Source organism: Bifidobacterium simiiventris (assembly GCF_019331715.1).
In the GTDB taxonomy this organism is placed as follows: Bacteria; Actinomycetota; Actinomycetes; order Actinomycetales; family Bifidobacteriaceae; genus Bifidobacterium; species Bifidobacterium simiiventris.
The window spans coordinates 165683-177684 of the sequence record NZ_JAHBBG010000003.1 but is presented as its reverse complement, the minus strand read 5'-3'; the positions used below and the strand labels follow the sequence as shown (position 1 = coordinate 177684).

Sequence of the window (12002 nt, the reverse complement as noted above, 5' to 3'; positions counted from 1 at the left end):
CCTTCGTTCGCTTATCAGCTCACTCAGACTGATCCTACGGGCAATCCACTGGATTGCCCGCTTCACGGATCAGCCGAAACGGCCGGAGACGTAGCGCTCGGCCTCTTCGTTCTGCGGGTTGTTGAACATGGTCGTCGTGTCCGCGAAGTACTCGAGGTGACCCGGCTGGCCCACGGCCTTCAGGTTGAAGAACGCGGTGTAGTCGGCGATACGCGCGGCCTGCTGCATGTTGTGGGTCACGATCACGATCGTGTAGTCGCCCTTGAGCTCCTGGATCAGATCCTCGACCGCGAGGGTCGAGATCGGGTCCAGAGCGGAGCACGGCTCGTCCATGAGCAGCACCTGCGGGTGCACGGCGACGGCGCGCGCGATGCACAGACGCTGCTGCTGGCCACCGGACAGGCCGATGCCCGGGTTGTCGAGACGGTCCTTGACCTCGTTCCAGAGGTTCGCGCCGCGCAGCGCCCACTCGACCAGATCGTCCGCGTCGGACTTGGAGATCTTGCGGTTGTTCAGGCGCACGCCGGCGAGCACGTTCTCGCGAATCGACATCGTCGGGAACGGGTTCGGGCGCTGGAACACCATGCCAACGTCGCGGCGCACGGATACCGGATCCACGTCCTTGTCGTACAGGTTCTTGCCTTCGAGCAGCACCTCGCCCTTGACGTGGGCGCCGGGGATGATCTCGTGCATGCGGTCGAGGGTGCGCAGCACGGTCGACTTGCCGCAGCCGGAAGGTCCGATGAACGCGGTCACCTTGTTCGGTTCGATGTTGATGTTCACGTCTTCCACGGCGAGGAAGTTGCCGTAGTAGATGTTCAGATGGTTGACATCAATGCGTTGTCCCATGTGAATTCCTTATTTGTTATTTACCGAAGTTCTTACGTCGCGATCAGCGCAGCCGCATCAGCGTTCGGACTTGACGGCGAAGACCTTCGCCACGAGTCGGCCGATGCCGTTGAGGATGAGGACGATCAGGATCAGCACGAGTGCGGCGGCCCACGAACGCTCCATAGGAATCGTGGTGACGCAGGCGGCGGTCGCGTTGGCCGGGCAGTTCGCGTTGAGCTTGGAGTACTCCTGGAAGACGTACACCGGGAGCGTGGTCATCTTGCCGTCGAACAGGTTGAAGTTCGTGGACGCGATGTAGCCGGCGGTCATGAGCAGCGGCGCGGTCTCGCCGATGACTCGCGCGATGGCGAGGATGCAGCCGGAGACGATGCCCGGCAGGGCGGTGCGCAGCACGATCTTGGTGATCGTGCGCTGCTTGGTGACGCCGAGCGCGTACGAGGCCTCGCGCAGGTCGCCGGGGACGATCTTGAGCATTTCCTCGCTGGACTTGACGACGGTCGGCAGCATGAGCAGGGAGAGCGAAACGGAACCCGCGAAGCCGTTGACCGAGCCCGGTCCGATCAAGATGGTGAACATCGAGAACGCGAACAGGCCGGCGACGATGGACGGGATGCCGCTCATGACGTCGACGAGCAGCGTGATGGTCTGCGAGAGCTTGCCGCCGTGCGCGTATTCGACGAGGTAGACGGCGCACAGCAGGCCGATCGGGATGGAGATGACCATCGCGCCGAACGTGATCTCGAGCGTGCCGACGATCGCGTGGAACACGCCGCCGTAGCCGCCGGACGGGGTCGGGTTACCGCCGACCACGCCGGTCATGTTGAAGCTCAGGAAGTTGAGGTTCAAACGCTTGAGACCGTTGACGAGCGTCGTCCACAGCACGGAGACCAGCGGGATGAGCGCGATCACGAACGCGAGCGAGATGAGCACGCGCATGATGAGGTCCTTGCGTTTGCGGGACGCGATGAACGAACGCGACGGCTTGAACTTGTCGAAGTCGATGACGGGCGCGCCTTCGAGCGACGCCTTGGGATCCTGGGTCAGGTCAGCCATCATCCCACCTTCTTTTCAGTGATCTTGCGGGCGACGTAGTTCACCACGAATGTGATGAGGAACAGCACCAGACCGGTGCCGATCAACACCGACACGCCGAGGTCGTTGGCCTCGGGGTACTGCGCGGCGATGTTCGCGGCGATCGTCTGGTTCTGCGAGGCCTGCAGCAGCTTGAACGAGTAGTTGAGGCCCGGGGACAGGATCATCAACACGGCCATCGTCTCGCCGAGCGCGCGGCCGAGGCCCAGCATGGAGGCGGACACGACGCCGGACTTGCCGAACGGGAGCACGGCCAGCTTGACCATCTCCCACTTGGTAGCGCCGAGCGCGAGAGCGGCCTCCTGCTGCAGGCGCGGGGTCTGCAGGAAGATGTCGCGAGACAGGGAGGTGATGATCGGCAGGATCATGACGGCAAGCACCACGGCGACGGTCGCGACGGTACGCGACGGGTTGGCGGCCGGGCCGGAGAACAGCGGGATCCAGCCGAAGTACGTGGCCACCCAGTTCCAGAACGGGTAGATGGCCGGCACGAGGATCAGGCCGCCCCACAGACCATAAATAACGGACGGGATGGCGGCGAGCAGATCGACCACGTAGCTTAAAGCAGTGGCGAGCTTCTTCGGCGCGTAGTGCGAGATGAACAGCGCGATGCCGATCGACACCGGGAACGACAGCAGCAGCGCGAGCGCCGAGACGAGCACCGTGCCGAAGAGCAACGGGCCGACGTACTGCCAGAAGCCGGAGGCCTTGCCGCCGGTGAAGTCGGCGATGGTCTTGCTGTTGTCGGCCTGGTTGCCGCCGATGAGCGGCCATGCGCGGAAGAGCAGGAAGAGGAACACGGCGGCGAGCACCACGAGGATCAAGATGCCGCAGGCGTACGCGATGACGCGGAACACCTTGTCGGCGGTCTTGCCGCTCGCAGCTGGCATCGTGGCCGCTGCTTTGTCTTGCGAACTCACAGGTTCTCCTTATTATCTGGGCGATGTGCGAGTGAATCGCATTCGGAGCCTGACCGCCTGTAGGCCGCAGCCGCGTGATGCGACTGCGGCCTACAGGATTTCACTTCAGTCAGCGTCCGGATGACCGGTTCACTTGGTCTTGATGGCCTCGATGGAAGCGGCGTCCTTCTGGGCGATGGAGTCCGGCAGCGGAGCGGAGCCGGCGGCCTGGGAGGCGGCCTTCTGACCGTCGGAGCTGGTCACGTAGGTGAGCCAGGACTTGACGAACTCAGCGGTCTTGGTGTCCTTGTACTGCGGGCAGGCGATCATGTAGGAGACCAGCACGATCGGGTAGGCACCCTCGGTGGTGGTGGCGTGGTTGATCTTGACGACCACGCGGTTGTCACCCTTGACGGAGGAGTCAAGCTCGGAATCGTCGATGACCTTGGTCGCGCCGTCAGCGGAGATCTCGCTGTACTTGTCGCCGACCTTGACAGCCACGGTACCAAGGTCGCCGACCGCGGAGAAGTCGGCGTAGCCGATGGTGCCGTCGGCCTGCTTGACGGTGTTCACGACGCCCGAGGTGCCCTTGGCGCCCTGGCCGACCTCGTTCGGCCAGTTCTCGGACAGGTCGTAGGACCATGCGTCAGCGGCCTGATCCTTGAAGTAGCTCACGAAGTTCTGCGTGGTGCCGGACTTGTCGGAACGGTGCACGACGGTGATCGCGGTATCCGGCAGATCGAGATCCTTGTTCTGGTCGGCGATGGCCGGATCGTTCCACTTGGTGATCTTGCCGTCGAAGATCTTGGCGATGGTGGCGGCATCCATGTTGATGTGCTTGCCGGCATCGGAGACGCCCTTGAGGTTGAAGATCACGGCGATCGGGGAAATGTAGACCGGGACGTCGAACGCGGTGGTGTCGGCGGCGCACACGGACTTGGAGTTGTCCACATCGTCGTCGGCGAGGGCCTTGTCGGAGCCGGCCCACGCGGTGGCACCGGTCAGGAAGGTCTTGACGCCGGCGCCGGAGCCGGACGGATCGTACGCGATCTTGGCGTCCGGGTTGGTGCCCTGGAAGCCGGCGACCCACGCCTCGACGGCGGCCTGCTGCGAGGAGGCGCCGGCGCCGTTGAAGTTGCCCGAGATCGGCTCGGACTTGGAGGTGGTGTCGGAAGAGTTGTCGGAAGAGCCGTTGTTGGTGGAGGCGGTGGTGTTGTCACCGCAGGCCGCGAGGGCGGCCAGCATCGCAAGGCCGGAAATGGCCGCGACGGAACGGAAAAGAACATTCTTACGCATGTCTTGTTTCTCTCTATTCTGTCAATAATTCTTTTTGACAGTTCAAGACTATGGGAGATTTTGGGGGTCGCCGGCCAAAATCGGTGAACGCAGGATGAACAGTTGCCAATCAATACGACTACGCCCCGGCTACGTCGTTTTTTGACATAGCCAGGGCGCGATCCCCCATCCCCGCGTGGCGGTTTTCGCTCGCTGACGGTCCGTCAGCGAGCGAAAACCGCCACGACCGTCGCCCAGTGGCAGAAAACGCTCGCTCAGCCGTAGCTGAGCGAGCGTTTTCTGCCACGCGTCCCGGTTCGGCCAGTGCACGCACAGGACACTGCGTGATGAGCTTCGTTCGGCATCTGCGTGGACGGACAGCCGGACAGTCCAGCGGACTGTCCGTAGCCGCGCGCACCAGCGCACGCGCCGGGTACTGCGTGACGAGCTTCGCCCGTCACTCCGTTGGAGCATCGATCTTGTACCCCAGTCCGCGCACGGTGGTCAGGTACTTCGGATGCGCCGGATCGACCTCGATCTTGGCACGCACGCGCTTGACGTGCACGTCAAGCGTCTTGGTGTCCCCCACGTAATCCGATCCCCAGATCCGGTCGATCAACTGGTGACGCGTCATCACGCGGCCCTTGTTCTGCATCAGGTATTCGAGCAGCTCGAATTCCTTGAGCGGGAAGAACACGTTCTCGCCGCGCACGCTCACCTGGTGCTGGCCGATGTGCATCACGATGTCGCCGCAGGTCAGCGGCATGTCGCCGTCCGCGTTGCCCGCCACCTCGGCCACCATCTGGTTGCGCCGCAGCACCGCGCGGATGCGGGCGAGCAGCTCGCGGAACGAATACGGCTTGGTCACGTAATCGTCCGCGCCGATCTCAAGGCCCACGACCTTGTCGATCTCGGCGCTTTTGGCGGTCAGCATGATGATCGGCACGCGGCTCTGCTCGCGGATGCGACGGCACAGCGCGGTGCCGTCGAGACCGGGAAGCATCAGGTCGAGCAGGATCAGGTCGAACCCGCCCTGCGTGAACAGTTCCAGCCCCTCCTCGCCGGTCGCGGCCGCGGACACGTCGTAGCCTTCGCGCGTGAGCTGGTACACCATCGGTTCTCGATACGACTCCTCGTCTTCAACGATCAGAATGCGGGTCATCTGTCCTTATCCTGTTTCTCTATTGATTTCGTCTCATCTCGTTCCGACACAGGCAACGATCTCACTGCTGAGGTTTATCGTAGCCGTTCGGTGAACCGAATATGACGAACTTCCTAAACTACGTAACCGATTGCGTCGACTATATCAACGTAGTCACGCATCGGTGTTCGCATCCTTACGATCTCCGTTCGCGGCGGCGTCTTCCGCTGCCGGCAGCTCGATCGTGAACGTCGAGCCCTCGCCCTCGCGCGACCATACGGAGATCGTGCCGCCGCATTCCTGCACGCAATGCTTGGTGATCGCCAGCCCCAGCCCGGAGCCGCCGGTCTCGCGCGAGCGCGCCGGATCGACGCGGTAGAACCGCTCGAACACGCGGCCCAGCGACTCGGCCGGGATGCCGATGCCCTGGTCGACCACGCGGATCGTGACCTTGCCGCGTTTCTCGGCGACACCGACCGCGACGACCGTCTGTTCGGGGGAATAGTGGATCGCGTTCTCGACGAGGTTCTTGACGGCGGTTTTGAGCGACTCGTCGTCGGCCATCACGGTCACCTCATCGCCGACATCCGCGGTATCCGCATCGCCGGATACGACGAGCGGCACCGACGTGCCGTTGTCGGTCAGCCGGATGTCGATGCGCTTGGCGTCGGCCTGCGGCTGGTTCTCACCGATCGCGTCGCGCACGACCGCCATCACCGACACCGGTTTCATCTCGACCACACCCTCCATCGACTGCGCCTTCTGCAGGTCGATCAGACGGCGCACGAGCTCGGTGAGCCGGTTCGATTCCTTGGCCACGCGACCGGAGAAATACCGCACCGCATCCGGGTCGTCGGCCGCGTCGGTGATCGTCTCGGCCAGTAGCGAGATCGCGCCGACCGGGGTCTTCAGCTCGTGCGAGACGTTCGTGACGAAATCGCGGCGCATCGCCTCAAAACGACGTTGTTCGCTCATGTCGGTGAGAAACACCGCATACAGGCCGTCCACTATGCGACCGGCGCGCACGCGCAGATAGAGCAGGTCCGAGGGGACTTCCTGCCCGGGCCGCACGCCGCGCCCATCCGACGGGGCGGCGGCGATGTGGTGCTCGCGATCAGCGGGAATCGCCACTTCACGTTCGCGCACGCGGCCGTCCTCGATGGTGAGCGAGAGGAAATCCTTGATCTCGTCGGAGTCGATACGGCCGTGGTCGACGAGCGCGAACTGCTTCGCGCCGGGGCTGAAATAGCGCACGTTGTACTTTGCGTCGCAGATGATGACCGACTCGGGGGCGACCTCGATCAGGCCGCGTTCGGCGTCGCGCACTGGCATGTCCTCGCCGAACAGGGACTGGCGGGCGGGGTCGCGCAGCAGGTCCGCGACCCGCGTATCGCCTCGCCGGCGACCGGCCTCATAGGCAAGCACGGCGGCGACGGTCGCGGCCGCGGCCATCGCCAGCAGCACGATGAGCAGGATCTGCCACCACGTCATGGAACAACCTTTCCGCGCGAAACGAGTGTACGGCTTCCAGCGTAGTGGCCGACATGCGTAGTTTGCACGCGCGACTACGTAAGTTCAACGGCTGTTCATGTTGCGGCGGGACGGAATGCAGCGTCCACCCCGGTCATTTCGGTCGAGCGACCGGATGACCGCGCTACATCCGCTTGAGAATGTTGACGGCGAGCGCGGCGGCGGTATTCGCGTATTCGGAGATGTCGAACTCCTTGAACACCTCGTAATCAGTGTCGGCGTTGTCCGAAAGCGCACGTATTACGAGCGCGGGCACGCTGTTGCGGGCGGCGACGTGCGCCACGGCCGCACCTTCCATTTCGACCGCATCGGCGCCGGTGTCGTGGATGACCTGCTCGACCTTCCTCGGGTCGTCGACGAAGTAGTTGCCGGAGGCGATGATGCCGGTGATGTGCGTGATGCCCATGTCGTTCAGCGCCGCGTCGGCGAGCGCGAGCAGACGGTCGTCGGAGTGGAATTCCTCGACCGGCGTGCTTTCCGTGCCAGGCGTCCACTGGCCGACCAGGCGCATGTCGGTGTCGAGGTAGCGCAACGTGCCGCCGAGCACCACGTCGTTGATGTGCAGGTTTCGGTTGAGGTTGCCGGCGATGCCGGAGAAGATGACGGCGTCCGGCCGGTACGCGTCGATGAGCCGCTGCGTGGTGGCGGCTGCGTTGACAAGGCCCATGCCGCCGACGGTTGCGGCAACGGTGATCTGCTTGCCGTCGGTGGTGTCGATGGTGCCGCGCGACACATCGAGGCTGGCGGCGACGTCGTGTTCGACATTGTTGAGCGCGCCGGCGATGTGCGCGACTTCCTCGGTGAGCGCGCCGATGATGGCGATGGTGGTCATGGTGGTTCCTTTCAGTCACTTCCAGCGGCGGGTGGAGACGGCGTCGGCCAACTCGTGCAGCAGACGCTCCGTCTCCTGCCAGCTGATGCATTTGTCGGTGATCGACTTGCCGTAGACGAGTTGGTCGAGCGGCGCGGCCGGCTGGTTGCCGCCTTCGATGAAGCTTTCCATCATCACGCCGGTGATGCCGGTCTCGCCGTCGGCGATGCGCCGCGCGATGTCGCGCACGACCTCAGCCTGACGGTGTTCATCCTTGCCGGAGTTGCCGTGCGAACAGTCGATGATCAGCCCATGCGCGGCGGCCGAATCGGCCGGCATCATCGCACGAATGTCGTCCATCGCACGGGCGACGGACGCCGCGTCGTAGTTCGGGCCGTGGATCGAGCCGCGCAACACAACGTGGCAGTCCGGGTTGCCGAGCGTTTCGACCGCGCACGCGCGGCCCATGTGGTCGATGCCGAAGAACGTGTGCTGCTGCGCGGACGCGAAGCAGCCGTTGACCGCAGCCTTGACCGAACCGTCGGTCGCGTTCTTGAAGCCGATCGGCATGGACATGCCGGACGCCAACTGGCGGTGTACCTGCGATTCGGTGTTGCGCGCGCCGATCGCACCCCAACTCACCGCGTCGGCGATGAACTGCGGGCTGGTCGGCTCGAGGAACTCGGTCGCGGCGGCCAAGCCCTCCCCCAGCACGCCGAGCAGCGTCTTGCGCGCGAGCAACAGGCCCTTCTTGATGTTGTGCGTGCCGTCGATATCCGGATCGTTGATCAAACCCTTCCAGCCGACCGTGGTGCGCGGCTTTTCGAAGTACACGCGCATGACGATAAGCAGTTCGCCCTCGACCTCTTTCATCACGCGGGCGAGCCGGTGCGCGTAGTCGAGCGCGGCGGCCGGATCGTGCACGGAGCACGGGCCGACGATCACGAGCAGACGGTCGTCCTGACCGTAGAGGCATGCGCGGATCTCGTCGCGCGAGTAGGCGACGATCTCCTGCGCAGTCTTGTCGAGCGGCAGTTCGGCCAGCACCTGCGCCGGCGTGGGCAACGGTTCGAGTTCGAGGATGCGACGGTTGACGATGCGGCTGACGCCGACCTGATCCTCCCAGCGCGGCACGTCAGTGGCGACGAGCGGATTCTTGCCCTCGTCCATCGCCTGACGGATGGCGCGCAGTTCCTCGGGGGTATTCAGCGGCTGCGGGCCGGCGTGGTGCACGGCGTCCCCCATGTTGTTCTGCTGCTGCATGATGCTCCTTTAATTCCTTGATCTTCCCCCAAGGATAAGGAATCACGGGAACAAACGGCGAGGTCCGGGGCGACGATCAGGCGGCGCGGCGCGTGGCGACCGCGTCGGCGAGCGTGTGCAGGAGCTGCTCGGTGCGGTCCCACGGCACGCACGAGTCGGTGACCGACTGGCCGTACACGAGCTGGTCGAGCGGAGCCGGCTTCTGATGCCCGGCCACGAGGAAGCTTTCCATCATCACGCCGAGAATGCCCTGCTCGCCGGCCGCAATGCGCGAGGCGATGTTCTCCACGACCTCGGCTTCGACCTTCTCGTCCTTGCCGCAGTTGCCGTGCGCCGCATCGATGACCAGGCCATGCTCGCTCGGGCCGGACGCCTTCGACGCCTTGAGATCGGCGAGCGCCTGCGCCACGGATGCCGCATCATAGTTCGGACCGGAGTTCGAGCCGCGCAGCACGAGATGGCAGTCCGGATTGCCCTTGGTTTCGGCGGAAATGACACGGCCATCAAGATTGATGGACAGGAAATGATGCTCGAACGCGGCCGCATAGCACGAGTCGGCGGCCGGCTTGATCGAGCCGTCGGTGGCGTTCTTGAAGCCGACCGGCATGGACAGGCCGGACGCGAGCTCGCGGTGCACCTGCGATTCGGTGTTGCGCGCGCCGATCGCACCCCAGCTGATGAGGTCGCAGATGTACTGCGGGGTGATCGGGTCAAGCCATTCGGTCGCGGTCGGCAGGCCCAGCGACAGCACGTCGGTGAGCACCTTGCGGGCGAGCCACATGCCCTTACGAATATCGAACTTGCCGTTGAGATCGGGGTCGTTGATCAGACCCTTCCAGCCGATCGTGGTGCGCGGCTTCTCGAAATACACGCGCATGACGATCAGCAGACGGTCGTTGAGTTCGCGATTGACCGCGGCGAGCCTGGTCGCGTATTCGTGCGCGGCCTTGGGATCGTGGATGGAGCACGGGCCGACGATCACGAGCAGACGGTCGTCGCGACCGTGCAGGATGTCGCGGATCTCCTGGCGCGAGCGCAGGACGAGATCACTCATCTCGTCGGTGAGCGGCAGTTCCTTGAGGAAATAGCGCGGGGCCGGAATCGGGTCGAGCTGACGGATGTTCACGTCGACCGTTTCGGGAAACACGGCGTTCTTGCTTAAGCGACGCTCGTCCTCGGAACTGTCCGGACCGCGAAGACCTGCCATCGTGATGCTCTCCTCTGCTTTTCTCCTGCGTACAGCGATACCGAACATAGGATAGTCGAGGGGCGCGGGATGGGGAAATTCGGGACTGGAATGTGGATATGGGGTGAGGAGAGTAGCAGCGTCTTTGGTGCTATAGGTTCTCGCGGTGGTGGAATTCTTCGTGGCGTTAATAGAGGTGCGGGTATGTGAACTGCGATTCCGTGGAGGTGGTTGGGTGTACGCTCCCTCAGTCTCGCTTTGCTCGACAGCTCCCTCAGCCGAGGGAGCCGAGGGGCTGGCGTTTTTGCTTTGTATGGCCTTCGCGAATATGCGCGTGGCGGTTTTTACTCGCTGAGTGGGTGTTCAGCGAGCAAAAACCGCCACGCGGGATAGCTCTAGAAGCCAAGCCTTGCTGGGCTTACGCAATTACGGACTCGCCTACGGCGAGGCTGGTTTCTGCCCTCGCTGTACCGCACGGCTTGTCAGCCGTGCGCTGAGCCTACGGAAAGTCCACTGGACTTTCCGCTTGACGGCTCAGCAGCTCGGGCGCTCTCGCCTGATCGAGCCCAGCGGGCTCGATCAGGCGAGAGCGCCCATCGGGTCCCAAGCCGGCAGCATCGTCGCCGGCTCATCCAGTGCGGCCTGGTACTCGGCCGGGAGCATCGCCTTCGGGACGGCGACCTCGTAGACGTACTCGGTGAACCAGTCGTCGCTCATGGTGAAGTAGCCCTTGTCGGCGATGTCCTTGCCCCACGAGTTCTCGACGCGCCAGCGGCGGGTGGTCTTGCCGTCCTCGGCCACGTCCACGCCGACGAACGCCATCGCATGGTTCATCGCGGAGTCGCAGTAGCGCACGCGATCTTCCTTGTTCAGGTCGAAGTCGAAGTCGTACACCTTGTCGTACTCGAACAGGTCGGTCGCCCACGCGCCGTTCACGCGGTCCATGAACGGACCGCAGTCCGCGCCGAACCACACCGGGATGCCCTGCTCCTCGAGGATCTGGCGCACGCAGTCCTTCATGAACTGGTTCGGCACGTTCAGGTACTCGGTCGGATCGCCGCCCGCCACGTTGCCGAGGTGCTCGATGCCGATCTTCTTGCCCTTGGCGTGCTCCTGACGCGGATCGTCCACGAGGCACACGTAGCTCTCGAGATCGGCGGAGCCGACGTACTTCTTCCAGAACTCGACCGGCGTGATCTCGCCGTCGCGGTGGAACTCGCCGTCCTTGTCGGTCCACTCCCAATCGAAGGAGACCGGCGGCTCGCCGAGGTGGATGGTCAGGATGCGATGGCCCGCGGCGGTCGCCTCGGAGACGATCTCGGCGGTCTTCGCCTCATCACCAGCAGCCGCGAACAGGTGCGCAACGGCCGTGTGCAGCATGTGGCGCAGCTGCGTGTTCATCGGGCCAGTGTTCTTGGAGGACTCGGTCTCCGGGAACAGGTCCTTCGGCACCGCGCCGTACTTCTTGTACACGTTCATGGCCATCGTCCACTGGCCGCCGTCGCCCATCACGTCGTCGAGCAGGTGCTTGATGAGGCGGGAGTCGTTCGGCTCGCCAGCGGCCACGAGGGCGGCCACGTCCTTGAGGAAGTAGTTGACGCGCTCGAGCTTGTCGTAGTACATCGCGTAGTTCTGCGAGAACTCGAACTCCTTCAAGTTCATGTTCTTCTTGGCGACGAAACGCGCGACGTTCAACGAGCTGAACAGCCAGCAGCGGCCGGAGCGATCCTGGTGCGTGACCTCGCCGTTGTCGACGATCGTCGAGAAACGACGCTGCAGCAGGCGGGCACGGTCGTAGTTGCGGGCGACCTTGTCGATGCCGGCCGCAGTCACAGCGTTCATGGCGAGACGGTTGGTGCCGTCCGCATCGAATTCGTCACGCAGCTTGCCCAGCGCGTCGGCGCTCAGCGCGGTGATTTCGCTCATGCGATCTCCTTTGTATCGAAATGATGG

10 protein-coding genes are annotated in these 12002 nt (G+C 63.9%); all 10 read right to left on the bottom strand.

Translation table 11 applies throughout. The annotated features are described in order from the left end of the window. Window positions 1–69: 69 nt before the first annotated feature. Window positions 70–849, bottom strand: coding sequence for a phosphate ABC transporter ATP-binding protein PstB (gene pstB, locus KIH76_RS04885; protein ID WP_152359196.1), 780 nt, complete (start codon window positions 847–849; stop codon window positions 70–72). A 57-nt stretch (window positions 850–906) separates the two neighbouring features. Continuing rightward, on the bottom strand, window positions 907–1905 hold the full coding sequence (gene pstA, locus KIH76_RS04880) for a phosphate ABC transporter permease PstA (RefSeq protein WP_219069613.1): 999 nt from the start codon (window positions 1903–1905) through the stop codon (window positions 907–909). After that, window positions 1905–2864, bottom strand: coding sequence for a phosphate ABC transporter permease subunit PstC (gene pstC / locus KIH76_RS04875; protein WP_219069611.1), 960 nt, complete (start codon window positions 2862–2864; stop codon window positions 1905–1907). Before pstC ends, pstA begins: the two co-directional genes overlap by 1 nt. Before the next feature lie 129 nt (window positions 2865–2993). Continuing rightward, window positions 2994–4139 carry a phosphate ABC transporter substrate-binding protein PstS gene (locus KIH76_RS04870; RefSeq protein WP_219069609.1) on the bottom strand — a complete coding sequence of 382 codons (1146 nt, stop codon included), beginning with the start codon at window positions 4137–4139 and terminating at the stop codon, window positions 2994–2996. Window positions 4140–4575: 436 nt separating this feature from the next. Then, window positions 4576–5280: a response regulator transcription factor gene (locus KIH76_RS04865; protein WP_219069607.1), complete on the bottom strand. Its 705-nt coding sequence runs from the start codon at window positions 5278–5280 to the stop codon at window positions 4576–4578. A 153-nt stretch (window positions 5281–5433) separates the two neighbouring features. Then, window positions 5434–6750 carry a sensor histidine kinase gene (locus KIH76_RS04860; protein WP_219069605.1) on the bottom strand — a complete coding sequence of 439 codons (1317 nt, stop codon included), beginning with the start codon at window positions 6748–6750 and terminating at the stop codon, window positions 5434–5436. A gap of 163 nt (window positions 6751–6913) precedes the next feature. Continuing rightward, window positions 6914–7621 carry a 5'-methylthioadenosine/S-adenosylhomocysteine nucleosidase gene (mtnN, locus tag KIH76_RS04855; protein ID WP_219069603.1) on the bottom strand — a complete coding sequence of 236 codons (708 nt, stop codon included), beginning with the start codon at window positions 7619–7621 and terminating at the stop codon, window positions 6914–6916. A 15-nt stretch (window positions 7622–7636) separates the two neighbouring features. Further along, complete coding sequence (locus tag KIH76_RS04850; protein ID WP_219069601.1) at window positions 7637–8863, bottom strand: 3-deoxy-7-phosphoheptulonate synthase; 1227 nt, start codon at window positions 8861–8863, stop codon at window positions 7637–7639. A 76-nt stretch (window positions 8864–8939) separates the two neighbouring features. After that, window positions 8940–10070, bottom strand: coding sequence for a 3-deoxy-7-phosphoheptulonate synthase (locus KIH76_RS04845; protein ID WP_236036831.1), 1131 nt, complete (start codon window positions 10068–10070; stop codon window positions 8940–8942). Window positions 10071–10628: 558 nt separating this feature from the next. Then, the gene (locus tag KIH76_RS04840; RefSeq protein WP_219069599.1) at window positions 10629–11975 is read right to left on the bottom strand and encodes a C1 family peptidase; all 1347 of its coding nucleotides are present in this window, start codon (window positions 11973–11975) and stop codon (window positions 10629–10631) included. Between the last annotated feature and the right edge of the window lie 27 nt (window positions 11976–12002).

Coding starts and splice junctions, on each gene's coding strand:
- pstB (WP_152359196.1), bottom strand. CDS start 849: ATGGGACAACGCATTGATGTCAACCATCTGAACATCTACTACGGCAAC.
- pstA (WP_219069613.1), bottom strand. CDS start 1,905: ATGGCTGACCTGACCCAGGATCCCAAGGCGTCGCTCGAAGGCGCGCCC.
- KIH76_RS04870 (WP_219069609.1), bottom strand. CDS start 4,139: ATGCGTAAGAATGTTCTTTTCCGTTCCGTCGCGGCCATTTCCGGCCTT.
- KIH76_RS04865 (WP_219069607.1), bottom strand. CDS start 5,280: ATGACCCGCATTCTGATCGTTGAAGACGAGGAGTCGTATCGAGAACCG.
- KIH76_RS04860 (WP_219069605.1), bottom strand. CDS start 6,750: ATGACGTGGTGGCAGATCCTGCTCATCGTGCTGCTGGCGATGGCCGCG.
- mtnN (WP_219069603.1), bottom strand. CDS start 7,621: ATGACCACCATCGCCATCATCGGCGCGCTCACCGAGGAAGTCGCGCAC.
- KIH76_RS04850 (WP_219069601.1), bottom strand. CDS start 8,863: ATGCAGCAGCAGAACAACATGGGGGACGCCGTGCACCACGCCGGCCCG.
- KIH76_RS04845 (WP_236036831.1), bottom strand. CDS start 10,070: ATGGCAGGTCTTCGCGGTCCGGACAGTTCCGAGGACGAGCGTCGCTTA.
- KIH76_RS04840 (WP_219069599.1), bottom strand. CDS start 11,975: ATGAGCGAAATCACCGCGCTGAGCGCCGACGCGCTGGGCAAGCTGCGT.